Genomic DNA, 23,521 nt, shown 5'->3' on the forward strand with positions numbered 1-23,521 from the left:
CGCGCCTTCCAGCGCAACTGACCCAAAAGCAACACAGGCAATCTGGCGGATGGCGTCACCCGCTACAACACTTCGTACACGCGCGTATGCACATTATCGAACACCAGCCTGAAGTACGGCGTAAAGCGCGGGTCTTCCGGTGACGACAGCAGCAGCTGCACCATCAGCGTGTTGTACATGTCATCGTCGATGACCAGCTTGTCGCCGGTGGTGCGGTTGAAGATGAAGTGCCGCCCATTGAACCGGAAGTACATCTGGCGTTGCAGGCCGGTATCGTCGAGCACGTCGATGGATTCCGCGTACACCGGGTCCATGTTCTGCACCAGCACCACGCCGTTTTCCATGCTGAACTGCAACGGCTTGCTGATGGAGGCTATCTGGTAGCCGCGCCCTTCCTTGGCCAGAAAATCCCAGCGGCCATAGGTGGTTATCCAGAAGCCCAGGCGCAGCATGTCGAAGCTGACCACCAGATACTGCCTGCCCTGCGCGGCCACCAGCGGCTCCTTTCGGGCGGCCAGCCTGCGCATCAGGTCGTCGGCGGCGTGGTTGTTCATGCCCTCGAAAACGTTGCCGGGAATGTTCCCCTTGCTGGCCGCGTACTTGATGATCTGCCGGGCAAAGCGCGGGTTGTCCGAGGCATACACGGCGGCAGGCACGAACAGCGAAGGCCCGCCATGGCTCGCGCCGTCGGCGATGGTCGAACGGTGCGCGAAGTGGTGGGTGGAATAGCCCCAGTCCCACCAGTTCCAGATCATGGCATCTTCCGGCGTGTTGGTGCGCAAAAATTTCAGCGCCGCCGCATGCCGCCGGTTGATGATGGGCCCCTGGGTCATGGCCGGAATCACTTCAAGGTACGGCGCGCCCAGCACCACCAGCAGCACGGCGGAAACCAGCAGCCGTCCGGCGGTGCGGTAGAAGTTGTCGCGCAGCACAAGGCCCGCCAGCCAGTGCACCGGCATGCAGATGCCAAGGGCCATCACCGGCGCGCCGAACATGACCATGCGCCCGCCCAGCTTGATGGACAGGAAGGCCAGCACCGCCAGCGGCAGATGGAACAGCGCCGCCGGGCGCGCCACCAGCGCGATGCCGAACCCGGCCAGCCCGGCCAATGCGGCGGGCATCCACGGGTGGAAGTAGGCCAGCACTTCCGCCACCGAAAGATCCTGCACCTCGATGATGCTCTGGGCCACGGAAGGATAGACCAGCACGTCGCCGTCGGGCTGGGCCACGGCGTCGCCCGCCCGCTTGATGTAGCTTTGGGCCGAATTCAGCATGGTCCGGAACACTTCGGCATCGGCCACCAGCCACAGCACCACCAGCCACAGCCCGGCGTGCACCACCCGCCGTTCGGCCAGCGCCCGCAGGAAGGGCCACGGACCGCGCAGCCCCACCGCCAGCAGCGCCGCCCCGGCAAAGCCCGGCCAACCGCCCAGCAGGGGCAGGGCATACAGCAGGCCGCCCACCATCAGGTCGGCCCGCTTGCCGCGCCTGCCGAACACCACGGCCAGGCCGGGCACCAGCAGCGCGTAGTAGCGCACCAGATACGGAAACATGGAATGCCATTCCTGCGACCACCAGCCCAGCAGGCCGCTGCACAACAGCACGGCCATCCAGCGGGGGGCAAGGGTGTCGTCGGCATCCGTTGCCCCGTCCGCCGCGTCCCCGTCCGCATCCGCATCCGCAGCGGCGCCGGAAGCCACAGCGGCGGCGGGCGTACGCCCGCGCCGCAGCCAGCGGTACAGGGCCACGGCCATCTCCGGCAGGGTGCACAGGCGCGGGGCCAGCCACAGGCCCGGCCCCAGCGCGGCCACCAGGGCGAACAGCAGGGTTACCAGATCGGTGTCGCAGTAGCCCAGCAGGGTGCGGGCCAGAAAGCCGGGCGCCAGCGAGGCCAGCACCCCGGCGCACAGCCCCGCCTCCATGCCGCCCAGCGCGGCGGCCCAGGCAAACACGGCCACCGCCAGCAGGCTGCCCATGACCGGCGGCAGCCAGAAGCCCACGGCCCCGGACGTGGACCCGGTAAACAGGGCCACGTAGCGCACCAGTTCGGACATGGGGTGCCCCGCGCCGAACTCGAAGCCATCCGCCCCCGCCGTCCAGTGATAGGCGTCATGCGTGGCCAGCAGGTATTCGCCGTCCAACTGGTATTCCGGGGTCTGCCAGGCCGGGTATTCCAGCATGCGCATGGCAAAGGCCACGCCGAAGGCCAGCAGGGCCAGCAACACGGCGCGTCCGCCCGGCGAACACAACGCCACGACGGCGGCGCGCAGCCCAGCTTGCGGGGTTCGCGGCGATCGCCGCGCCGGGTTCCGTCGTTCGCTGTCCTGAAGATGGCGTGATTCGCCGTTGCCCTCGGCTTCCGGGTGCCCGGCAAGGGAGGCGGTCGGGGGAGATGTTTCGGGCGTGTGCGCGCTCATGGCTTCCTGCCGTGAAAAAGGGCTGCGGCCCGTGGACCGCGCAGGGGGGATATACGCGAAACGTTGGCGCATCGCCAGCGGGGCCGGGTGCGGCAAAAGCACCGGCAACCGCTTCACCTGCGCCGCGAAATACGTTAGAGCACTGCGCGAACCGGACAACCGCGCCGCCGCGCGCCGCCACCACACCGCACCGCCGGGTCAGCCCCGTCGGCCCATGGAGACGCCGCCATGCTGAACATGAAGTATCTCGACGAACTCGAGGAATACCTGTCGTCAGAACGTCTGGACGACGAATTCGAATATTCGCCCGAAGAACGGCGCTACGAAATCCTCGAATTCCTCGAACGCCTCATGGACGTGGCGGAGAAGGCCGACGCCGCCGCCACCCGGCTGATCTTCCGCAAGTCGCAGTTGGGGGCGCTGATGGGCACCCCGCCCGAAAAGTAGCGCTGCCCGGTCCGTTCCCGCCCTGGGGGAGCCGACCAGCGCGGTTCGCGCCCCTTCGGCAGCCCGGCCCGCCCTGCAAGACGTCAGGCAGGACTATGGCAGACTGCGGGCAAGACTGAGGGCAAGGCTTCTCCCGAAGTTCCGCCCGGCACCCGACATCACTCCAGAGCCAGTGCCCACAGATGGCGCGTGGTGGTTGCGGGTTCCGCGCCGCCTTTCGACGCTGCGCCGCCACTCTGCCCGCTTCGTCCCCCCCGCGCGGATGCCCCGCCCGCGCCATGCGGCGGCGGGGCCTGCACCTCGTATTCCGCCCGCGCCGCCGCCTTCCAGCCGGGGGACAGGCTTGCGGGCGCTCCCTCGTTGGCCAGAAACACCACCATGCCGCCGGGGGCCACATGGCCCCGCACCAGTTCCAGCACCTCGGGCCAGGGCAGAAAGGCGCGGCTTACCACGCAATCCGCCTTGGGCCGCGTGGGCATGAACTCCTGCACCCTGCCCCGGAACACCACGGTGCCCGGCAGGGGATGGCGGGCCAGCACGTTGGACAGGAACAGGGTGCGCTTCTCGCGCGCATCCACAAGATGATAGCTGCCCGCTTGCCATATCGCACGCAGGGGGATGCCCGGCAGCCCCGCCCCCGCGCCAAGATCCCACGTTTCCGGAGTTTCCGGCAGGGGCAGCGCGCGCAGAAAGCGCGCCAGGTGCAGGCTGTCCACGATCAGGGTGCGGAAAGTGGCCTGCCATGTGTGCGTGCCCACCAGATTCATGACCCGGTTCCACTTCATCAGCAGTTCCAGATAGCCCGCCAGCGCGGCCAGTGCGGTTTCCGGCACGTCGCCCGGGCCAAACCCGGCCTCGGCACACAGCCGGGACAGTTCCTTCAACGATACGTGGACATCTGCGGGGGGCATGGGCGTCTCCTGAAAATTGACCGACCGGCGCGCGCCTGATGCGAGATCTGCTGCGGGAAGGTCCGATATCTGGTCCGGGAAGGTCGCGAGAGCTGATGCGGGACATGATGCGGCCAGGCCGCGGGAGTTGGCGGCCTTGTAGCCGCCCCGACGCGCGCTGGCAAGCGTCAGGACGGCGACAAGGGATGTCCGCAAAGACATGGGGATGGGATGGCGGCACGCCTCGGGCCGCTTCCATGGCCACCCGTATCCTCCCGTGTCCCCCCGCATGCGGGCCGCGCGGGCAAGGATGGCAGCACCACTTGCATCCGCGCGCGTGTTTGACTATCAGCGATGGGCAGCGAATGGGCAGCGAACGGGCAGCGAACGGGCAACACGCCCGCGCCCGGCATCGCCGCGCACCGTCCTGAGGGGGACGGGCACCGCGCCGCCCGCGCACGATACCGCACAACACATCGCCGGTATGCACCCGGCACCATTCCCACGTCTGGAGCGACACCGAATGAACCGTACCGACATCGCCATCCTGTTCCCCGGCCAAGGCTCGCAGGAACCCGGCATGGGCCGCGACGTGGCCGACGCCATGCCCGAGGCCATGGACCTGTGGAAGAAGGCCGAACGCGCAAGCGGCCTGCCCCTGCGCGAAATCTACTGGGACGGCGGCGACGACAAGGCCATGGCCGACACCCGCAACCTGCAACCGGCGCTGACCGTGGTCAACCTGTCCCTGTGGCTGCGCCTTGCGGGACGCGTCAGCCCCGCCTGCGCCGCCGGGCACAGCCTGGGCGAATACGCGGCTGCCGCAGCCTGCGGCGCGCTTTCCGTGGACAGCACCCTGGAACTGGTGGCCCTGCGCGGTCGTCTGATGGCCGAGGCCGACCCCGACGGCAAGGGGGCCATGGCCGCAGTGCTCAAGCTTTCGCAGGCCGATCTGGAAACCGTGGTGGCCGAATCCGCCGAGGCCACCGGCCAGATGATCCGCATCGCCAACTACAATACGCCGGGCCAACTGGTGCTGTCCGGCATGCGCGACGCCATCGCCGATGCCGCCGCCAGAGTCAAGGAGCACAAGGGCCGGGCCATCATCCTGCCCGTCAGCGGGGCCTTCCACAGCCCGCTCATGGACGAGGCGGCAAAGGAACTGGCCAGGGCCATGCGCACGGCCACCTGGTCGCGCCCGCGCTTTGCCGTGTACTGCAACGTCACCGGCCAGGCCGTCACCGACGGCGAATCGCTGCACGAGGTCATGACCCGGCAGATGACGTCCTCCGTGCAGTGGATCGCCACCGTGACCAACCAGTGGAACGCCGGAGTGCGCCGCTGGGTGGAGGTTGGCCCCAAGGGCGTGCTGACCAAGATGGTGGGGCCCATCCTTACCGGCATGGGGGCCGCATCTGGCGTGCCTGCCGCCGAGGAAGACGGCTGGACCGCCGAGGGCGCGGGCAGCCTGGAACTGGCCGACGCGCTGTCGTTCTAGCTTCGCTCGACCACTCCCCGCTCGCGCGGGCGAACAGGCAGACATCCCACGGGCCGGGTGTGCGCATGCGCACCCGGCCCTTCGCGTGCACGGCCACTTTCGACCGTGCGACATCATGGCTGGCCCTGCGTGCAACGCGGTAAACACACCGCGTGTCACGGCAGCGCTCCCGCCCCCCCCGTGCGCCCTGCCGGTACCGTGCGTTGCGGCGGCTTTGCAGTCGCGCCGTTTTCTGGTACACGACCCTCTTCGAACAAGCGCCCCGCCCCTGCGGCATCATACCCGCCCACCCACGCGGCAGGCAGCCTGCGGGCCTTTGCGGGGGATTCCGGACATATCCGGGAAATTCCGAATACACCGGACCACGCGACGGATGCGGTGAACTTCGGACGCTTCCGCCCACGCGAGGCCGGACATTTTTCAAACGGCGATCATCCCGCCGTGGCCACGCTCGGCCCGCCGCGACCTGCCGCCGCCCACACAGACGGCACAATCCCACAAGCCAACAGGACACCATACATCCATGCGCGCACGTCAGCAGCTGCTGGCCTCCCTTCAGGCCATCGTGAAAGACATGGGGCTTTCCTGGCCCGAAAAGGCCACCCTTGAACCGCCCCGCGACAAGTCGTTCGGCGACCTTGCCGCCAACATCGCCCTTGTGCTTTCGAAGGACGCGGGCGTGCCCCCGCGCGAACTGGCCTCGCGCCTTGCCGGCGCCCTGCGCGATTCCGACCCGGCCATCGCCTCCGTGGACATCGCCGGTCCGGGCTTCCTGAACGTCACCTACTCGCCCGACTTCTGGCGAGAAACCGTGCTGCACGTGGAAGCGGCGGGCGAGCGCTACGGCGCCACCACCGTGGGCGCGGGCCGCAAGGCGCAGGTGGAATATGTTTCCGCCAACCCCACCGGGCCGCTGCACATCGGCCACGGTCGCGGCGCGGCCCTTGGCGACTGCCTGGCGCGGGTGCTGCGTTTTGCCGGGTACGATGTCACCACCGAATACTACATCAATGACGCCGGACGGCAGATGCGCCTGCTGGGCCTTTCGGTCTGGCTGCGCGCGCTGGAGATTACCGGCCGCCCGTTCACCCTGCCCGAGGATTTCTATCGCGGCGACTACATCAAGGACATTGCCGCCGAGATGCTGGCCAGCAACCCCGGCCTGGTGGACCTGCCCGAGGACGAAGGCAAGGACCGCTGCTTCGAGTACGCCATGAATTCTATCATGGCCGGCATCAAGCAGGACCTCGCCGACTTCCGCGTGGAGCACCAGGTGTGGTGCTCCGAACTTTCGCTGGTGCGCGAGGGCGCGGTGGAAAAGACCTTCGAACGGCTGAAGGCCGCCGGTCTCGCCTTCGAGCAGGACGGCGCGCTGTGGTTCCGCACCACCACCCTCGGCGACGACAAGGACCGTGTGCTGCGCAAGTCCGACGGCACGCTGACCTACTTCGCCTCGGATATCGCCTACCACGACAACAAGTACGACCGGGGCTTCGACCTCGTCGTGGACATCTGGGGCGCCGACCACCACGGCTACGTGCCGCGCATGCGCGCCGCCGTGGCCGCGCTGGGCAAGCGGCCCGAGCAGTTCGACGTGATCCTGGTGCAGTTGGTGAACCTGCTGCAGAACGGCGAGCAGATCGCCATGTCCACCCGCGCCGGGCAGTTCGAAACCCTGCACGACGTGGTCAAGGAAGTGGGCGCCGACGCCGCGCGGTTCATGTTCCTTTCGCGCAAGAGCGACAGCCACCTCGACTTCGACCTGGAACTGGTGAAGCAGCGTTCCATGGACAACCCGGTGTACTACGTGCAGTACGCCCACGCCCGCGTGTGCGCCGTGCTGCGCAAGGCCGCCGAACGCTCCATCGTCCTGCCCGCGCGGCTGGACGCGGCTGCGCTGGCCCCGCTGACCCAGCCCGAGGAACTGGACCTGCTGCGCCTTGTGGACCGCATGCCCGACACCCTTTCCGCCGCCGCCGAAGGGCTGGCCCCGCACCACGTCAGCTTCTATCTCATGGAACTGGCGGGCGCGCTGCACAGCTACTACGCCAAGGTGCCGGTGCTGAACGCCGCCGACGCGGAAACCATCGTGGCCCGCCTTGCCCTGCTGCGCGCAGTGGGTCGGGCCGTGGCCAACGGCCTGAACCTGCTTGGCGTCGAAGCGCCAGAGGCCATGTAGCGCGCGCTGGCGCGGGAACAAGGCATGGCAGCACCCAGACAAGGGCAGAACGGACCAGGCGCGCAAGGCGGGCGTGGTGGCCAGGGGGCGAAGGATGGCGGGCGCAAGAAGGGCGTCTACACCATCAACGTCACCCTGCCCTCGCTCATTTCTGCGGGCATCGTGGCCATCATCGGCTTCGGCTGGGTATTCCTGCTCGGCGTCATCGTGGGGCGCGGCTACAATCCGGAAGAACGCCTGGGCATCGACCGCATCATGCCCAAGCCCGCCGTCAACGCCACTGCCGGAGGGGGCTCCATCCCCATGCCCGGCGGGGTCATCAAGGCGGAAGAACTCCAGTTCATGGATTCCCTGCGCGCCAAGCCCGCCCCGGTTTCCGGCAATGCGGGCGTGGCGGTGAACGCCTCGGAAATCGTGACCAGGAACGGCAGGAAGGACCAGAAGCCCGAGCCGAAAACGGACACGAAAAAGGACGTCAAAACCGCCAGGGCCGACACCAAGGCGAATTCCAGGACGGATTCCAAGACGACCCAGAAGGCCGAAGCCAAACCGGAAGCCAAAAGGGACGACAGGAAAACCGCGACGACCACCGCCGCCGCGTCGAAGGACACCCGCGATTCCAAGGACGCGAAGGACGCCAGGACGGCGGAGTCCAAGCCCGCCGACGGCGACCGCTTCGACTACGTGTACCAGGTGGCGGCTTACAAGACGGCGGCCCCCGCCAACGCCCTGAAGACCAAACTGGAGGCATCCGGCATCAAGGTGCGCCTGGATTCCTCGGTGGAAAACGGCGTGTCGTGGTACCGCCTGAACGCGCTGTTCCGGGGCACGCCCGAGGACACGCGCCAGTTGCGCGCCGCGCTCGCCAAACACGGCATCGACAAGGTCATTCTGCGCAGCAAGACGCCAGTTTCCCGATAGGGCAGCCTTGACGGCATGTTGCGACGGGACTACCTTGCAATGATGTAGAGGCGTCAGGAACGGGCAGGCCCATTCCGCCCACTGGCCCGAAACTGCCCAAACCGCCCGAAATCACGGGCACCAGCGTGGGCGCATCGCGCCACCGGAAGAGGACAGCATGAGCACAGGCCCCGGCATACTCGCCCCCGTCACCGCCGTTGGCGCGGCCACCTTGCGCCTGCTGGGCGAGATGGGGGCCATGTTCCTGTTCCTGGCGGACGGCCTGCGCCTCATCTTCGCCTCGCCCAAGCAGATTCCCAAGATACTGAACCAGGTGTTCGTCATCGGCTCCAAGTCGCTGTTCGTCATCCTGCTCATCGGGATATTCACCGGCATGGTGCTGGGCCTGCAAGGGTACTACACGCTGGTCAAGTTCGGGTCCGAAGGGCTGCTGGGCGCAGCCGTGGCCCTTTCGCTGATCCGCGAGCTGGGGCCGGTGCTGACGGCCATCATGGTCACCGGGCGGGCCGGGTCGTCCATGGCCGCCGAAATCGGGGTCATGCGCATCACCGACCAGATCGACGCGCTGGACGTCATGGACATCAACCCCATGTCCTATCTGGTGGCCCCGCGCATCGCCGCCTCGCTTATTTCCTTTCCGCTGCTGACGGCGGTGTTCGACGTGGTGGGCATCCTTGGCGGATACGTCACCGGCGTCACCCTGCTGGGCATCAACGAAGGCGTGTATTTCTACCGCATCCAGACCAGCGTGGAGATGGCCGACATCACCGGCGGCTTCATGAAGTCGCTGCTGTTCGCGGTCATCGTGGCCACGGTAAGCTGCTATCAGGGCTATTTCACCCACATGCGCCGCGACGGCGTGGGGCCCGAAGGCGTCAGCAACTCCACCACCTCCGCCGTGGTCCTTTCGTGCGTGTTCGTGCTTGTGGCCGACTACGCGCTGACCTCGTTCCTGCTGTAAGAGACCACGACCATGCGCGCGACTTCCGGATGGGACATACGGCTTGACGGCCTTGCGGTAGGCTACGGCGACCACGTGGTGCTGCGCGACGTGGACGCGCTGTTGCCCGCGGGCGAAATTTCCATGATCATCGGCGGCTCGGGCTGCGGCAAGTCCACCCTGCTGCGCCACGTGCTGGGCCTGCAACGGCCCATGGCGGGCACCCTTTCCGTGGGCGGGCGCGACCTGTTTGCCCTTGCCGGGCGCGACTTCCGCAAGGTGCGGCGGCGCATGGGCGTGCTGTTTCAGGATGGCGCGCTGCTGGGTTCGCTGACCCTTGGCGACAACGTGGCCCTGCCCCTGCGCGAGCATACCGGCCTGCCCAGGGCCACCATCCGCCAGATCGTGCTGCACAAGCTGGCCCTGGTGGGCCTTGCCGACTACGCGGACTACTACCCCAACCAGCTTTCCGGCGGCATGCGCAAGCGTGCGGGGCTGGCGCGGGCCATCGTCATGGACCCGCCCATCCTGCTGTGCGATGAACCCACGTCGGGCCTGGACCCGGTCAACGCCGCGCGCATGGACCAGTTGCTGCTGGACATGCGGGCCAATTTTCCCGGCATGACCATCGTTGTGGTCAGCCACGACCTGCGCAGCCTGGACGCCATCGCCAACTACGTGCTCATGCTGTACGACGGCACGGCGGCCTTCGCGGGGCCAGTGGATGCGCTGCGCGCATCAAGCGACCCGTACGTGCGCAGCTTTCTGGACCGGCGAGCCGACGAGGACCAGCGGGCCGAGGTGTCGCTGGCGCCGGAGGTGCAGCAGGCCCTCGACGCCTGGCTGGACCGCTGACGCCCTGCCCGGTGTCGGCATGGCCGGCGTCGGCAGGCAGGTGAACGACTGTCAACCAAAGCCCCCAACGGATACGGGAAGGGCAGCATGAAAAAGTATTCGCGAGAAACATCGGTCGGCATCTTCGTGCTTATCGGACTGCTGTGCGTCGGCTACCTCACCATAAAGCTGGGGCGCATGGAACTCTTGTCCGACAAGGGCTACACCGTGCATGCCCGGTTTACCTCCATCACCGGCCTGCGCGTGGGCGCCGAGGTGGAAATCGCGGGCGTGCCCGTGGGGCGCGTGGCGGGCATCGCCCTGTCTCCCGACAAGCCGGTGGCGGTTGTCAGCCTGCGCATGCAGGAAGGCGTGCACCTGACCGACGATGTCATCGCCTCGGTAAAGACCAGTGGCCTCATTGGCGACAAGTACATCAAGCTTTCGCCCGGCGGTTCTCCGGAACAGCTTGGCGAAGGCGACGAAATCACGGAAACCGAATCGGCCATCGACATCGAATCGCTGATCAGCAAGTACGTGTTCGGAGGAGTCTAGGCATGTTCCAGCACACTATCCGACGCGGCGCCCCGAGTGCCACGCCGTTGGTCAAAATCCTGTCCCGCGCCCTGCTCTGCGGCCTGCTCTGCCCCCTGCTCTACTGGTCCGCCCCGGCCCTTGCCGCACAGGACAACGCAGGAGCCGCCCGAGAGGCACTGAAGTCCTCGGTGGACCGCATTCTCGACATCGTGAAGCAGCCGGCCTACACCGACCCCGCCCAGCGTCCGGCCCTGATGGACCAGGTGGAGAACGAAATCCGCCACATCTTCGATTTTCGCGAATTCTCGGCCCGCACCGTGGGCATGAACTGGCCCTCGTTCACCCCCGACCAGCAGGACCGCTTCGCCGAGGCGTTTGCCTCGCTGCTGCGGGCCACCTACCTTGAAAAGTTCGACGGCTACAGCGGCCAGCAGGTGCTGTTCACCGGCGAACTTGTCAGCGGCAAGGGCGACAAGGTCGAGGTGCAGACCACCGTGGTGATCAAGGACAAACAGGTGCCCGTGGCCTACCGCATGCTCCAGAACCGCCAGCGGAACTGGGTGGTGTACGACGTGATCATCGAGGGCGTGAGCATGGTCAAGAACTACCGGACCCAGTTCCAGGATCTGCTGGAAAAGGGCACCGCCGACCAACTCATCGAACGGGTGCGGGCCAAGGCCGAAGAAGTGCGCAAACAGCCCGCCCAATCGGGCCAATCGGGCCTGCCTGGGCAGTCCGGCAAATAGTCCGCCGTACGAACAAGAATCCGCCTTCGGAGGAGTGCCCATGGCCTCAGGTTCGTTCCGCATCAACATCGCGCTGTGTACGGCGTGCCTTGCCTGTGCCCTGCTGCTGCCCCCGGCGACCGCGCGCGCCGACATGCCCGACGAAGGGACGCCCCATGCCCCGCCCGCGGTAGCTGGGGACCTTGACGACTACGACACCAGCAACGAGGACATGGTGGCCGACCCCCTGGAAGGCTGGAACCGCATGTGGTTCGCCGTCAACGACGTGCTGCTACTCAAGGTCATCAAGCCGGTGCATCAGGGCTACGTGGCGGTGACGCCGGACGAACTGCGCAGCGGCGTGCGCAACTTCTTCCACAACCTCGCCTTTCCCATCCGCTTCCTGAACTGCCTGTTGCAGGGCAAGCCCAGGGAGGCGGGCGTGGAAATGGGCCGGTTCATCATCAATTCCACCGTGGGCATGGCCGGGTTCATCGACGTGGCCAAGAAGGACAAGCCCATCGTGGAGCCGGACAAGGAAGACTTTGGCCAGACGCTCGGCGTGTGGGGCGCGGGCGAAGGCTTCTACATCGTCTGGCCGCTGATCGGCCCCAGCACCCTGCGCGACAGCGTGGGCCTTGCGGGCGACTACCTGGCCGAACCGTTCGCCTACATGGTGGACGACGACCTGACCTATTTCTCGGCACGCGCCTACGGCGAATTCAACAGGGTGGACGAGACCATCGACAGCTATGAAGCCGTGACCAAGAGCGCGGTTGAGCCGTACACCTCGGTGCGCAACGCCTACATCCAGATGCGCCGCGCCAAGGTGGCCAAGTAGCCAGACGGACGCCAATTCAATCCGCGAACGACAAAGGGAGGCCCCATGGGGCCTCCCTTTGTCGTCGGGGGGTGCTACCAGCAGTGTGCTGTTTGCCCATAGGGGCTGTTTCTAAATTAGGATTTTCGTTCGTTGGCGAGGAAAACGAGCCTGCCATGAGGGAATATACTCTTATCGTATTTGACCGACATGGCAGGCGAAGTTTGACCGCGTTGCGCACGATGCCCGTAAAACTCGCAAGCTCGCTTAACGGGCACGCTTCGCGCCCTTCGGGTCGGATGCCAACGGGCGAAAAGACAATTTAGAAACGGCCCCTAGATGGGAGGGGCGATAACGACGGTAACCCGCATCTCGGTCCTGGCCCGCACCCCGTGGGGCACGCGGATTTCCGAGACCAGCATGTCGCCCTGCTTCGCGGGGATGGCCGCGCCGTCCGCGCCGAGGAATTCGCCCTCGCCCTCGATGACGGTGATGGCCAGTTCGCCGTCGATGTCGTGGCTGTGCACGGGCAGTTCCTGCCCGGCCTTGAAGTTGAAATTGATGATCTTGAAGTTTTCCGAGTCGTGCACCAGATTCATGGCGAACCCGGCGTCCTTGAAGGTGCGCATGTCGTCGAGGCGGATGTGGCGCATGATGGTCTCCTTGTACGGTTTGTTGCCGTCTTGGTTTTTGTCGCTGCGGTTTGCCGCGGGCGGCGGTACGCGCCCGGTGTTGTCCCGTTGCGGGGGGGGGTGTTTCCTCCCTCCGCGCCCACAAGATAGGTATTCTGTACGGGCCATGCGTGACGCGCATCACGGGCGGGAGTTCTTTCTCGATTTTTTTTGCGCACAGCCCGACGGATCGTACCCCCGCCGTCAACTCGCCCGCCCCTTTCCGCCCCGGTCCGTTCCGGTCTGCCCCGGTCCGTTCCGGTCTGCCCCGGTCCGCCCCTGCCACCCCAACCAGTTCCTGTCCGCCCTACGCGTCGTTACTCGCCGGACTCCGGGTTGACAGCCCGGTGCGGGCAGGCTACCGCTGGCCTTTCCCTGAATCGGCGGCCCGTTGCCGCGCATCATGACGGTGTATCCCGGGCGGCGTGTCCCGGCGCGCCGCGCAAGGACAGTTTTCATGATCGTCGAAATAGGCTGCATCGCCGTGGGCGTGCCCGCGGGCTACCTGCTGCGCACGCGCCCCGCCGTTGTCGGTGCGGTGGACCGGCTGACCACCTGGTCCATCTACGCGCTGCTCTTCCTGCTGGGCCTGTCGTTGGGCTCGGACGACGCGCTGGTGGCCAAGGCAGGCGACATCGGCCTGCGGGCCGTGGTCATCAGTATGGCGTCGCTGGCGGGCAGCGTGGCCGCCGGGTGGCTGCTGCAACACGTGCTGCTGCGCGGCGCGCTGGACGGCCCCAGCCCCGGCGTCGCCAGCCCGGCCCCCCAAGGCGCGGATGCCACCGAAGCCCTGACCACGGGACGCCCCGAGGGAGACCGGCCATGAAGGGCAGCCTGATCATTCTCGGCTTCTTCCTGTCCGGCGTGCTGCTGGGCAGGCTGGACATCATCCCCAGTGCCGACCAGGCGGGCGATCTGGCCTCGTGGGCGCTGTACATGCTGCTGTTCGTGGTGGGCATGGGCATCGGGTTCGATACCCGCTCGTTCCGCATCCTGCGCGAACTGCACGTGAAGGTGGCGCTGGTGCCGCTGTTCGTGGGCGTCGGCACCCTTGGCGGCTCGCTGGCGGCGTGGGCCCTGCTGGGCGACATGCCCCTGCGCGACGTGCTGGGCGTGGGCGCGGGCTTTGGCTACTACAGCCTGTCCAGCATCATGATAACGAAAATGGGCGATGCGGCCCTTGGCTCCATGGCGCTTATCGCCAACATCTCGCGCGAACTGGTCACCCTGCTCTCCGCCCCGCTGCTGGTACGCCTGTTCGGCGGACTGGCCCCGGTGATGGCGGGCGGGGCCACCAGCATGGACACCAGCCTGCCTATCATCGCCCGCTACGCCGGGGAGCGTTACGGCATCATCGCCGTGTTCAGCGGCATGGTGCTTACCGTGGCCGTGCCCATCCTGGTGACGGCCATCTTTACCTGGATGTAGGCGGCACCCGAACAGGCACACATCGGGGCGGCATGCACAGGCTGCCGCCCCCTCCATACGCCTTTGCCCCCCGGTCCCTTTCCCTCCTCTCCGGTTCTCACCACTCCTTTTTCGGCACTGCCCACTTCATCTGCGGCCCCGCAACCCTGTTCTGCGAAGCGTCCCTCTCTCCGCCCCCCTGCGAAGTGGTGACAATTGTGTCAATCATACCGCCAGGGTCTGGCGTTTTCTCACTCATTCATTGACAATCTGCTCACTTATGCTCCACAAAAGGGAGTCCGTCCGTCACACCAACCACATGTCCAGAGGAGAATCCGGGATGCTGAAGAAGATCGTCCTCACCCTTGCGGCCCTGCTGGTCACCGCCAACGTGGCCTTTGCCGAGAAGACCATCGTCGTCGCCCAGGACGCCACCTGGCCGCCCATGGAATTCGTTGACGCGAACAAGAACCTCGTCGGCTTCTCCGTCGATTACACCGACGCCATGGCCAAGGAAGCGGGCTTCAAGATCGTGCACAAGAACGTGGCCTGGGACGGCATCTTCGCCGGGCTCGAATCCGGCAGCTACGACGCCATCGTGTCCTCGGTGTCCATCACCGCCGAACGCAAGAACGCCATGGACTTCACCACCCCCTACTACGAAGTGCGCCAGGCGCTCGTGGTGCCCAAGACCACCAACGTCACCAAGCTGGACGAAATGAAGGGCAAGACCCTTGGCGGCCAGATCAGCACCACCGGCTACTTCACCATCAAGAAGACCGCCGGCGTCACCGCCAAGTCGTACGACGAAATCGGCCTGGCCATGGAAGACCTGTTCAACGGCCGCATCGACGGCGTGGTGTGCGACGATCCCGTTGCCGCCAGCTACGCCCTGCAGCAGGAACAGTACGCCGCCAAGATGAAGATCGCCTTCGTCATCGAAACCCAGGAAAAGGAATTCTACGGCATCGCCGTGAAGAAGGGGAACAAGGAAGTCCTGGACCTTCTGAACAAGGGCATTGCCGCCGTGAAGGCCAAGGGCATCGACAAGCAGATCCGCGAAAAGTGGATCGGCCGCTAGCCGTGCCCGGCTAGATACTTGCGCACCATGGGGGGCTGGCGGTATTACGCCGGTCCCCCGTTTTTCAACGTCAAAGCCTCAGAGACGCCATGACCAACGAACCCCAGAACGTCCGCATCGTCATCACCGACGGCGCGATCATACCGGACCCGAAGGAACGGCGGATCGTAACCGCATGGTCCATCTCCTTCGTGGGCGCGCTGGCCGCGCTCGTCTACCTGTGTGCGAGCAGGCCCGAACCCTACTGGCGGTTGCTGCAATTCCTGCCGGACGGCATTGCCGTCACCTTCAAGGTGACCGTGCTGTCCATCCTGTGCTCCATTCCCATCGGGCTCATCACCGGGCTTGGCCGCCTGTCGCGCAACCGGCTGATCAACCTTGTGGCCTCCACCTACGTGGAAGTGGTCCGGGGCATCCCCCTGCTGGTGCAGCTTTTCTACATCTACTACGCCCTTGGCCGGTTCCTGAAGGTGCCGGACCTCTTGGCAGCCATCATCGCGCTCAGCGTGTGCTACGGCGCCTACATGGGCGAGGTGTTCCGCGCGGGCATCGACTCCATTTCCAAGGGGCAGACCGAAGCCGCCCGCTCGCTGGGCTTCAACCGGGCGGAGACCATGTTCATGGTCATCCTGCCGCAGGCGTGGCGCACCATCCTGCCGCCGGTGGGCAACGAATTCATCGCCATGCTGAAGGACACCTCGCTGGTATCCATCATCGCCGTTGCCGACATCCTGCGGCGCGGGCGCGAATTCGCCTCGGAGAGCTTCCTGTACTTCGAGACGTACACCATGGTTGCCCTCATCTACCTGTTGATCACGCTGTTCCTGTCCAAGGGCGTCAGCATCATGGAATCGAGGTTGAACTACTATGACCGCCGATAGCGTCGAACCCATCATCCGCATCAGCCACGCGTGGAAGTTCTTCGGCGAGCTGACGGCCCTCAACGACGTCAGCCTGGACGTGATGCCCGGCGAAAAGGTGGTCATCTGCGGGCCGTCCGGCTCGGGCAAATCCACCCTGCTGCGTTCCATCAACCGACTGGAAACGGTGGACAAGGGCTCCATCGTCGTGGACGGGCAGGACGTGAACTCGCCCGAAAACGACATCAACAAGATCCGTCAGGAACTGGGCATGGTCTTCCAGAGCTTCAATCTCTTTCCGCACAAGACCGTGCTGCAGAACCTGACCATGGCCCCCATGCGGCTGCGCAAGACCCCGCGCGCCGAGGCAGAAAGCCGGGCGCTGGAACTGCTGAAGAAGGTGGGCATCAGCGACAAGGCCAACGTGTTCCCGGCCATGCTTTCTGGCGGGCAGCAGCAGCGCGTGGCCATTGCCCGCGCCCTGGCCATGAACCCCAAGATCATGCTGTTCGACGAACCCACCAGCGCACTCGACCCGGAAATGATCGGCGAAGTGCTGGACGTCATGGTCACCCTGGCCCGCGAAGGCATGACCATGGTCTGCGTGACCCACGAAATGGGCTTTGCCCGTGAAGTGGCCGACCGCATCATCTTCATGGACCACGGCCAGGTGCTGGAAGAAAACGCGCCGCAGGAGTTCTTCAGCGCGCCCAAGCACCCGCGCCTGCAGAAGTTCCTGAACCAGATCCTGTAGCGTGCCCAACGCGCCGCAGACTGTACGACGAATGCATACGGGCCGCTCCATCTGGGGCGGCCCGTTTTTGCGTGTGGGGTAAAAGGATGCCTCCGGCGGCCAGGGGGCACGCCCCCTGGACCCCTTTCCTAATATTCCTCGGGACCCCATCTGCATCACAGGTTCAGGAAAAGACAGCTTCCACGTTCCGATCAGAAATACTGCGCCGCTACATGGAAAATCACCCGCATACCAAAACATACCGCCGGGCAGAAGCAGACACGTCGTCAGACGGCATGTTCCGGACTCTCTGCCTGAGTGAGTTCAGCTCGTGAAGATGCGCAACCTCTCCCCTTGCGACAGGATATAGTCCACCTCCAACGGCAGCAGACAGAACCGCTCGCGTAGGGCGTGGGCGTGGAGCAGAAACATCCGGTAGTCAGCACAGCCGCGCGGTGTGGCGTACTTTTTGACCGAATCCCCTTTCAGGAAACCCAGCCCACGCCACAGGGCCGGGGTACAGGGCAGGCAGAATGAAGCATCATCCGCGTCGGCAACCGAACCGGACTTCAGGTACAGGAGCAACGACAGCCCGAAAATTCCTACCCCTGACGGGCGGTGCACATCATGCAAACGAAAAGCTTCGTGCAGATCAGGGCCGGGCGGCAATGCCCACAAAGCAGCCAGCCAAGGCAAGACATCCGCCATGTTCGCGGCACGGCTCGACAGCGAGGGGTACCCCGCCCCGAAACGGGTGCAGGTGATGCGCTTGGGCACGCTGCCCTCGATGCATTCGCGGTTGACGGCCCTGCACAGGGCCCGGAAGTCGGCGGCGGACATGGAACCGCTGCCGCCCCGCCCGAAGGCCGCATCCAGCAACGCACGCGCCTCGGCCTCGCCCTGCCTGCGGCTGTTGATGAAATCCACCCCGGAATGAATGTCGCGCCACTCGTCCACCTGCGCGGCATACCGCTCGAACATGCTGCCTCCGTGTACCATGAGAAAACCTGCCGGGCCAACGGGTCGGCCTTCCCTGCCGTATCCGATACGCCCGCCATTGCCGTGCCCCGATCGCGCCACGCGCGCCTGACCATTGCCACGCAACGGGCTTTCCTTTCCGCCCTGCCCCGCCGCATCGCGCCGCCCAAGGTGGATAGCAAAAAAAACGTGCGTTCCCAAGGGATGCGCAGGCATCCGGAACGCACGAAACGGGGGAGCAGGGGGGCCTTGCCCCCTGCCCCAGGTTGTTGACAAAGCCTGCTTTTGGACGCCTCCGGCGGCCAAGGACGGCAGCCGTTAGGCGAGCTTGCGAGCCTTACGGATGGCGATCGCAACGCGGCTACCGCCCCTTGGAACCCCATGCTTTGTGATCTCGTAATGTCCAGGAAATACAAATGAAAGTTTTTGGGGGAGGGGGTACGGGGGAGGAGACCCTTTTTCAAAAGGGCCCCTCCCCCGCAAGAATTTAGGTTTGTCAGCAGTCTGGGAGCAGGGGGGCCTTGCCCCCTGCCCGCCGGAGGCTGATAAAAAACGAAGAGACCGCAGGCGGATTCCCCCGCAGCACGACGCACCGCAGGAAGAACCGCAGCCCTTACTGCGACACCACGTGCAGCAGGGCCGCGCGCACCTCGTCCATCTGCTGCTCGTCGGTAATCTTCTGACCATACACCGTACGCACCGAAAAACTGTCCGACGTGCGGTTGCCGAGGGTCGCAATCTTGGCAAACAGGATATCCAGTTGCAACGCCTGCAACACCCGCGCGACATCATACAGCAACGCGGGCCGGTCCGGGGCAAACACCTCGACCACGGTGTGGAAATCCGACAACTCGTTGTCGATGCGCACCTCCGGCGGACGGCGCACCGCATCCAGCAGCACCGTGGGCACCTTGTGCTTCAGCGCATTGGAGGTCCTGGCCTGCTCCAGCCGGTAGTCCAGCGACAGCTTGCCCGTCAGCGCGAAGTGGATGGCCCCGCGCACCTTGCCCCAGAAATCCCTGGCATACAGCGGGTCCGGCGGCGCGGTGACGTGAAAGATGTCCAGCACGGTGCCGTCGCTCCACACATAGGCATCGGCCCCGAACACGTTCAGCCCGTGCAGCGAAAGCACGCCCGCAATGGTGGCGAACAGCCCGGACTGGTCGCGCGCGGCCACCAGCACCTCCCACAGCTCGCTGTCGCGCCCGCCGTGCAGCGGCCTGCCCTCCAGCACCACCACGCCCCGCTCGGCCCGGTCCTCGGGCAGGCGGCGGCGCGATTCGGCCACGTCGCGGTTCAACTGGTAGACCAGCGACATGTGCCGCACGATGTCTTCCGGCGGCATGGCCAGCAGATAGCGCGAGGGCATGGCGTCCAGATACAGCCCCGCTGTTTCCGGCGTGTAGTGCAACGCGGACTGCCGCTCGCGCACCTGTGCCCGCACCAGGTCACGCGTGCGCACGATGGCCTGCGCGGTCTGGGTGCCCGCAAGCTGCCCGTCGCGCAGCATGTTGGCCACCTTGCCGTGCAGTTCGTACAGCAGGCTGGCGGTCCAGCGGTTCCACGCCTTGTGGCCGGTGGCCATGGAATCGGCATGGGTGAGCAGATAGAGCATGTTCAGGCGGCGCAGGCTGCCCACGGTGCCCGCGCACTGGGCCACCACCGATTCGTCGTTGAGGTCGCGGCGCTGGGCGGTGCGGATGAGCAACAGGTGGTGCAACACCAGAAAGACCACGTCGTCGATGATCTCGGGCGGCGCGCCCCACTCGGCCAGCAGGCGCATGGCCATTTCGGCCCCCACCTCGGAATGGTGCGAGGCGTCGGCCCCGCCCTTGCCAAGGTCGTGCAGCAGCGCGGCCAGCAGCAGACACAGCCGGTCGCGCGCGGCATCCGCATCCTGGCCGGACGGGTACGCGGGCATGGTGACGGAATCTTCGCCCGTGTCGGACCGGGCACCCGGCACGCTCAGGCAGCCGCCGCGCCAGAAGCCGGAAAACGGCTCAACGTCCTCGCTGGCCAGCGATTCCAGTTGGCGGATCACGAACAGGGTGTGCATGCCCACGGGATAGGTGTGGAACCCGTCAAACTGCACCCTGTCGCGCGCTTCTGCATAGGCAGGCAGAATGGCGGGCAAAAGGCCCGTCTCGTCCATGTGTCCGAGCACCGGAAACGCCTTGCCGGACCCCAGGATGCGCATCAGCGCCGCGCCTACCTCGGCACCGGAAAGGGCGCCCTCCTCACCCGACAGGGCCTGTTGCAAGGCCTGCTCCATGGCCTTGCGGGTGTTCCAGTCGGGGGCGGGGGCTTCGGGACCGGGCCATTCGGCGGCGCGCACGAAGGCGGAAAGGGCCAGCGCCGGGGTTACGGCGACCGGATCGGGCAGGCAGATGTGCAGCGTGCCGCCCGCCATGACCACGGGGCCTTCCACTTCCGGGCAGGGCTGGTCGGGGTGCACCGGACCGCCGGGGGTGCCCCGGAAGGCGGCGGACAGGGCCTTGATATGCGACATGCACCGGTGCAGGCGGCCCAGAAAGCATTCCACGGCCAGCAGGTTGCCGCATTCGTGAAAGCCGAGGCGCGCGGCGATTTCCGGTTGCAGGTCCAGGAACAACTGGTCGTTCTTGCGGCGCGAAAGATGGTGCAGCAGGTTGCGCACGTCGTGCAGAAATCCCACGCTTTCGCGCAGCAGGGCGGCATCGGACGCGGAGAACCCGGCCTGGGCCAGGATTTCCTCCACGGTGCCAGCCTCGTTGCGGATGCGGCCCAGCCACAGGATGCGGTGGTAGTCGCGCAGGCCGCCCAGCCCTTCCTTCAGGTTGGGTTCCAGCAGCACGGCCCCATCGCCATGCGCGGCACGCCTGCGCTCGTGTTCCTCGTCGTTCCAGGACAGGAACGCGGCCCCCCGACGCGGCAGCACCTTGTCGTTCAGGCGGTCCACCATCTCGCGGAACAGGGCCTCGTTGCCGGTGAGCAGCCGCGCGTCCAGCAGGCTGGCCAGCACCTTGTGATCCTTGGCGGCCAGCTTGACGCAGTCGCCGATGGTGCGGAACCCGTGCCCCAGGGTGTAGCCCGCGTCCCACAGGGGCAGAAACAGCGGTTGGGCCAGGTCGATGGCCTGCGGCGGGATGGAGCGCCCACACAGGATCAGGATGTCGATGTCCGATCCCAGGCACAGTTCCTCGCGGCCATAGCCCCCCACGGCCACCAGGGCCACCTTGTCGTGCCCGCCGCGCAGCTCTGCGAAGCGCAGGCGAAAATAGTCGTCCAGCAGGCGGCTGTAGGCCCGCTCGAAACGCGATGCGCCCGTGGGAGCGGGCGCGGTGTCACGGCAACGGGCATCGGGACGGACGACGCCGGAACCGGAGGCACAGGCATTTTCCTGCGGTGCCGCGTCCGGGGGGGAGAGGGAGGCATCCAGGCGTTCGAGCAGGGCGGCGCGCCCTTCGCGCAGGACCGTGGCGGCGTCGCGCGGCGTGCCGGAGCTACCGGCGGGAGCGGAGGAAGATGGCCCGTGTGCCTGCATCATGGAGTGGGTGGTGAAGGGTGAAGGGGGTATGAACGGGCGGCGCCCCGCTCGTTGCCGAGGCGCCGCCCACGGATTGCGGTATGCGGAGGCTAGATGGCTTCCACGCCGGTTTCACCGGTACGGATGCGCAGCACGTCCTCTACGGGCGAGATGAAGATCTTGCCGTCGCCCACCTTGCCGGTGCGGGCGGCCTTGACCACCGCATCGACCAGCGGCTTCACCTGCGCATCGTCAACGACGACTTCGATCTTGACCTTGGGCATGAAGTCCACCTGGTATTCGGCGCCGCGGTACACTTCCTTGTGGCCGCGCTGACGGCCGAAGCCCTTTACTTCCGTGACGGTCATGCCCTTCACGTCCAGGCTGGCCAGCGTTTCCTTGACCTCGTCCAGCTTGAACGGGCGGATGATGATCTCAAGTTTCTTCATGATGTCCATCCTGAAGCTCGGTTCGTGTTCAGGGAAGGGATAACCCCTTCCGCCTTGTAGGCGACAACGGCGGCAGCGGCAAGCCTAGAGCTGGTAGCCCGCTTCGTTGTGCTCGCTGACGTCGAGGCCCGCGACCTCCGATTCCGTATCCGCACGCAGGCCGACCAGGGCGTCAACCACATGGAACAGGATGCGGCTGGCCACGTAGCAGAACAGCCAGGTGGCGACCACGGAGATGAACTGGATCCAGAGCTGCGAGGGGTTGCCGTAGAGCAGGCCGGAGGCGGTGTTCACGGCACTGGAGGCAAAGATGCCGGTGGCCAGGGCGCCGAAGGTGCCGCCCACCCCGTGCACGCCCACCACGTCCAGGGCGTCGTCGTACTTGAAGGCATGCTTCATCAGCACGCCGCCGTAGCACAGGGCGCCGCCGATGAGGCCCATGATGATGGCGGGCATGGGGGCCACGAACCCGGCGGCCGGAGTGATGACCACAAGGCCTGCCACGGCGCCGGAAGCGGCGCCCAGGGTGGTGGGCTTGCCGCTGTGCAGCCATTCGGCGGCCACCCAGCTTACGGCGGCGGCGGCGGTGCACAGGTGCGTGGTGACGAAGGCGTTGGCGGCAAGGCCGTTGGCGGCCAGGGCGCTGCCCGCGTTGAAGCCGAACCAGCCGAACCACAGGATGCCCGCGCCAAGCACGGTCATGGGCAGGTTGTGCGGCACGAAGGGCTCGCGGCCGTACCCGTGGCGGCGGCCCAGCACGTGGGCGGCGGCCAGGGCGGCAGCGGCGGAGCTCATGTGCACCACGGCGCCACCGGCGAAGTCAAGCGCGCCGATGCCGAACATCCAGCCGCCGCCCCACACCCAGTGGGCCATGGGGGCGTAGACCACGATCAGCCACAGCACGGAAAACAGCAGCATGGCGCGAAAGCGGATGCGCTCGGCGTACGCGCCGGAAATAAGGGCCGGGGTGATCACCGCGAACATGCACTGGAAGGCCATGAACAGCAGATGAGGAATATTGCCGACCGACTCGCTGGGTTCCATGCCCACGCCATTCAGGAAGGCGAAATCAAGCCCGCCGATGACCCCGCCGATGTCGGGACCGAACGCCAGCGTGTAGCCGATGACCGCCCAGACGATGCTGGCCACACCCAAAAGAATGAAACTGTGCATGGTGGTGGAAAGCACGTTGCGCGCGCGCACGAGCCCCCCGTAAAACAGGGCAAGCCCCGGGGTCATGAACATGACCAAAGCGCTGCAGACCAGGATGAAGGCGGTATCCGCCGCGTTCATGTGAACCTCCAAAAAATGTTGACGTACATCCCCGGCCGGACCGAACGGCAGGGTCGAACCCTAACGATGCACTGGTAAGGCAAGGAGCGTGCCATTTGCTACAAAAAGGTCGTTCCCAATGAATTCGCCACATTGCGCGCACCAAGCCGTGCTGGATTTTTCCATTTTGGTTACACGAAAAACGCTTTCGATACCTTTTTTGTAAAAATAGACATTTTTGCAGCATGTATTAAAAAAAATACCCGTCCCGGTTTGCATGCCGCAGCCATTGTGGTATGGATTTGCGAACCGCCGTGCCACCACCTGCCGCAGGTGCCAGGGCACGAGCCTCCGCCC

The 23,521-nt window shown here is 65.9% G+C and carries 22 protein-coding genes; 14 read left to right on the forward strand and 8 right to left on the reverse strand.

From position 1 onward, the window contains the following. Positions 1 to 62: 62 nt before the first annotated feature. On the reverse strand, positions 63 to 2,417 hold the full coding sequence (locus DESTE_RS04520; RefSeq protein WP_156925269.1) for an STT3 domain-containing protein: 2,355 nt from the start codon (positions 2,415 to 2,417) through the stop codon (positions 63 to 65). A 228-nt stretch (positions 2,418 to 2,645) separates the two neighbouring features. Here DESTE_RS04520 and DESTE_RS04525 point away from each other — a divergent pair, with 228 nt between their 5' ends. Then, the gene (locus DESTE_RS04525) at positions 2,646 to 2,864 is read left to right on the forward strand and encodes a hypothetical protein (RefSeq protein ID WP_035065464.1); all 219 of its coding nucleotides are present in this window, start codon (positions 2,646 to 2,648) and stop codon (positions 2,862 to 2,864) included. Positions 2,865 to 3,022: 158 nt separating this feature from the next. Here DESTE_RS04525 and DESTE_RS04530 read toward each other — a convergent pair whose 3' ends face one another. Beyond that, positions 3,023 to 3,775 (reverse strand): 16S rRNA (guanine(527)-N(7))-methyltransferase RsmG, encoded by a 753-nt coding sequence (locus DESTE_RS04530; protein ID WP_035065467.1) that lies wholly within the window; start codon positions 3,773 to 3,775, stop codon positions 3,023 to 3,025. A gap of 502 nt (positions 3,776 to 4,277) precedes the next feature. Between DESTE_RS04530 and DESTE_RS04535 the strand changes: the two genes are divergently transcribed. The 8 genes from DESTE_RS04535 (at position 4,278) to DESTE_RS04570 (ending at position 12,229) form a co-directional block, all read left to right on the forward strand. After that, on the forward strand, positions 4,278 to 5,252 hold the full coding sequence (locus tag DESTE_RS04535) for an ACP S-malonyltransferase (protein WP_035065470.1): 975 nt from the start codon (positions 4,278 to 4,280) through the stop codon (positions 5,250 to 5,252). Between the two features lie 523 nt (positions 5,253 to 5,775). Next, positions 5,776 to 7,431, forward strand: a complete 1,656-nt coding sequence (argS, locus tag DESTE_RS04540; protein WP_035065474.1) for an arginine--tRNA ligase — start codon at positions 5,776 to 5,778, stop codon at positions 7,429 to 7,431. Positions 7,432 to 7,455: 24 nt separating this feature from the next. After that, positions 7,456 to 8,352, forward strand: a complete 897-nt coding sequence (locus DESTE_RS04545; RefSeq protein WP_035065477.1) for an SPOR domain-containing protein — start codon at positions 7,456 to 7,458, stop codon at positions 8,350 to 8,352. A gap of 157 nt (positions 8,353 to 8,509) precedes the next feature. Beyond that, complete coding sequence (locus DESTE_RS04550) at positions 8,510 to 9,313, forward strand: MlaE family ABC transporter permease (RefSeq protein ID WP_035065480.1); 804 nt, start codon at positions 8,510 to 8,512, stop codon at positions 9,311 to 9,313. 12 nt (positions 9,314 to 9,325) lie between these two features. Then, a complete protein-coding gene (locus DESTE_RS04555; protein ID WP_035065483.1) occupies positions 9,326 to 10,147 on the forward strand; it encodes an ABC transporter ATP-binding protein in 822 nt (273 codons plus the stop codon). Between the two features lie 87 nt (positions 10,148 to 10,234). Further along, positions 10,235 to 10,681, forward strand: a complete 447-nt coding sequence (gene mlaD / locus DESTE_RS04560) for an outer membrane lipid asymmetry maintenance protein MlaD (RefSeq protein WP_035065486.1) — start codon at positions 10,235 to 10,237, stop codon at positions 10,679 to 10,681. 2 nt (positions 10,682 to 10,683) lie between these two features. Continuing rightward, positions 10,684 to 11,409: a Tgt2/MlaC family protein gene (locus DESTE_RS04565; protein ID WP_051384314.1), complete on the forward strand. Its 726-nt coding sequence runs from the start codon at positions 10,684 to 10,686 to the stop codon at positions 11,407 to 11,409. Between the two features lie 40 nt (positions 11,410 to 11,449). Further along, positions 11,450 to 12,229: an MlaA family lipoprotein gene (locus DESTE_RS04570; protein ID WP_035065489.1), complete on the forward strand. Its 780-nt coding sequence runs from the start codon at positions 11,450 to 11,452 to the stop codon at positions 12,227 to 12,229. A gap of 314 nt (positions 12,230 to 12,543) precedes the next feature. Here DESTE_RS04570 and DESTE_RS04575 read toward each other — a convergent pair whose 3' ends face one another. Then, positions 12,544 to 12,861 carry a cupin domain-containing protein gene (locus DESTE_RS04575; RefSeq protein WP_035065491.1) on the reverse strand — a complete coding sequence of 106 codons (318 nt, stop codon included), beginning with the start codon at positions 12,859 to 12,861 and terminating at the stop codon, positions 12,544 to 12,546. Positions 12,862 to 13,336: 475 nt separating this feature from the next. Between DESTE_RS04575 and DESTE_RS04580 the strand changes: the two genes are divergently transcribed. The 5 genes from DESTE_RS04580 (at position 13,337) to DESTE_RS04600 (ending at position 16,981) form a co-directional block, all read left to right on the forward strand. Then, positions 13,337 to 13,705: a LysO family transporter gene (locus tag DESTE_RS04580; protein WP_245590727.1), complete on the forward strand. Its 369-nt coding sequence runs from the start codon at positions 13,337 to 13,339 to the stop codon at positions 13,703 to 13,705. Further along, entirely contained in the window at positions 13,702 to 14,307 is a 606-nt protein-coding gene (locus DESTE_RS04585) for a LysO family transporter (protein WP_035065494.1), read from the forward strand. The genes DESTE_RS04580 and DESTE_RS04585 overlap by 4 nt, the downstream gene beginning before the upstream one ends. Before the next feature lie 319 nt (positions 14,308 to 14,626). Then, positions 14,627 to 15,367: a basic amino acid ABC transporter substrate-binding protein gene (locus DESTE_RS04590; RefSeq protein WP_035065496.1), complete on the forward strand. Its 741-nt coding sequence runs from the start codon at positions 14,627 to 14,629 to the stop codon at positions 15,365 to 15,367. A gap of 89 nt (positions 15,368 to 15,456) precedes the next feature. Continuing rightward, a complete protein-coding gene (locus DESTE_RS04595) occupies positions 15,457 to 16,248 on the forward strand; it encodes an amino acid ABC transporter permease (RefSeq protein WP_035065499.1) in 792 nt (263 codons plus the stop codon). Then, positions 16,235 to 16,981, forward strand: coding sequence for an amino acid ABC transporter ATP-binding protein (locus tag DESTE_RS04600; RefSeq protein ID WP_035065503.1), 747 nt, complete (start codon positions 16,235 to 16,237; stop codon positions 16,979 to 16,981). Before DESTE_RS04595 ends, DESTE_RS04600 begins: the two co-directional genes overlap by 14 nt. A 303-nt stretch (positions 16,982 to 17,284) precedes the next feature. Here DESTE_RS04600 and DESTE_RS04605 read toward each other — a convergent pair whose 3' ends face one another. From DESTE_RS04605 to DESTE_RS17890, 5 genes are all read right to left on the reverse strand, one after another. Beyond that, positions 17,285 to 18,154, reverse strand: coding sequence for a hypothetical protein (locus DESTE_RS04605; RefSeq protein ID WP_245590728.1), 870 nt, complete (start codon positions 18,152 to 18,154; stop codon positions 17,285 to 17,287). Positions 18,155 to 18,551: 397 nt separating this feature from the next. Next, positions 18,552 to 21,464, reverse strand: coding sequence for a bifunctional uridylyltransferase/uridylyl-removing protein GlnD (locus DESTE_RS04610; protein WP_035065509.1), 2,913 nt, complete (start codon positions 21,462 to 21,464; stop codon positions 18,552 to 18,554). An 89-nt stretch (positions 21,465 to 21,553) separates the two neighbouring features. Then, positions 21,554 to 21,892, reverse strand: a complete 339-nt coding sequence (locus tag DESTE_RS04615; RefSeq protein ID WP_035069722.1) for a P-II family nitrogen regulator — start codon at positions 21,890 to 21,892, stop codon at positions 21,554 to 21,556. Positions 21,893 to 21,976: 84 nt separating this feature from the next. Then, positions 21,977 to 23,185, reverse strand: a complete 1,209-nt coding sequence (locus DESTE_RS04620) for an ammonium transporter (protein WP_035065512.1) — start codon at positions 23,183 to 23,185, stop codon at positions 21,977 to 21,979. 60 nt (positions 23,186 to 23,245) lie between these two features. Further along, positions 23,246 to 23,509 (reverse strand): hypothetical protein, encoded by a 264-nt coding sequence (locus DESTE_RS17890; RefSeq protein ID WP_156925270.1) that lies wholly within the window; start codon positions 23,507 to 23,509, stop codon positions 23,246 to 23,248. Positions 23,510 to 23,521 lie beyond the last annotated feature (12 nt).

This window comes from Nitratidesulfovibrio termitidis HI1, assembly GCF_000504305.1.
Classification (GTDB): Bacteria; Desulfobacterota; Desulfovibrionia; order Desulfovibrionales; family Desulfovibrionaceae; genus Cupidesulfovibrio; species Cupidesulfovibrio termitidis.

Bases quoted from the DNA above. Each gene is read 5' to 3' on its own strand.
- DESTE_RS04545 (WP_035065477.1), top strand. From the start codon at position 7,456: ATGGCAGCACCCAGACAAGGGCAGAACGGACCAGGCGCGCAAGGCGGG.
- DESTE_RS04535 (WP_035065470.1), top strand. From the start codon at position 4,278: ATGAACCGTACCGACATCGCCATCCTGTTCCCCGGCCAAGGCTCGCAG.
- DESTE_RS04565 (WP_051384314.1), top strand. From the start codon at position 10,684: ATGTTCCAGCACACTATCCGACGCGGCGCCCCGAGTGCCACGCCGTTG.
- DESTE_RS04585 (WP_035065494.1), top strand. From the start codon at position 13,702: ATGAAGGGCAGCCTGATCATTCTCGGCTTCTTCCTGTCCGGCGTGCTG.
- DESTE_RS04575 (WP_035065491.1), bottom strand. From the start codon at position 12,861: ATGCGCCACATCCGCCTCGACGACATGCGCACCTTCAAGGACGCCGGG.
- DESTE_RS04520 (WP_156925269.1), bottom strand. From the start codon at position 2,417: ATGAGCGCGCACACGCCCGAAACATCTCCCCCGACCGCCTCCCTTGCC.
- DESTE_RS04590 (WP_035065496.1), top strand. From the start codon at position 14,627: ATGCTGAAGAAGATCGTCCTCACCCTTGCGGCCCTGCTGGTCACCGCC.
- DESTE_RS04550 (WP_035065480.1), top strand. From the start codon at position 8,510: ATGAGCACAGGCCCCGGCATACTCGCCCCCGTCACCGCCGTTGGCGCG.
- DESTE_RS04610 (WP_035065509.1), bottom strand. From the start codon at position 21,464: ATGATGCAGGCACACGGGCCATCTTCCTCCGCTCCCGCCGGTAGCTCC.
- DESTE_RS04555 (WP_035065483.1), top strand. From the start codon at position 9,326: ATGCGCGCGACTTCCGGATGGGACATACGGCTTGACGGCCTTGCGGTA.
- DESTE_RS04605 (WP_245590728.1), bottom strand. From the start codon at position 18,154: ATGCCTGCGCATCCCTTGGGAACGCACGTTTTTTTTGCTATCCACCTT.
- DESTE_RS04595 (WP_035065499.1), top strand. From the start codon at position 15,457: ATGACCAACGAACCCCAGAACGTCCGCATCGTCATCACCGACGGCGCG.
- DESTE_RS04580 (WP_245590727.1), top strand. From the start codon at position 13,337: ATGATCGTCGAAATAGGCTGCATCGCCGTGGGCGTGCCCGCGGGCTAC.
- DESTE_RS04615 (WP_035069722.1), bottom strand. From the start codon at position 21,892: ATGAAGAAACTTGAGATCATCATCCGCCCGTTCAAGCTGGACGAGGTC.
- DESTE_RS04600 (WP_035065503.1), top strand. From the start codon at position 16,235: ATGACCGCCGATAGCGTCGAACCCATCATCCGCATCAGCCACGCGTGG.
- argS (WP_035065474.1), top strand. From the start codon at position 5,776: ATGCGCGCACGTCAGCAGCTGCTGGCCTCCCTTCAGGCCATCGTGAAA.
- DESTE_RS04525 (WP_035065464.1), top strand. From the start codon at position 2,646: ATGCTGAACATGAAGTATCTCGACGAACTCGAGGAATACCTGTCGTCA.
- mlaD (WP_035065486.1), top strand. From the start codon at position 10,235: ATGAAAAAGTATTCGCGAGAAACATCGGTCGGCATCTTCGTGCTTATC.
- DESTE_RS04620 (WP_035065512.1), bottom strand. From the start codon at position 23,185: ATGAACGCGGCGGATACCGCCTTCATCCTGGTCTGCAGCGCTTTGGTC.
- DESTE_RS04530 (WP_035065467.1), bottom strand. From the start codon at position 3,775: ATGCCCCCCGCAGATGTCCACGTATCGTTGAAGGAACTGTCCCGGCTG.
- DESTE_RS04570 (WP_035065489.1), top strand. From the start codon at position 11,450: ATGGCCTCAGGTTCGTTCCGCATCAACATCGCGCTGTGTACGGCGTGC.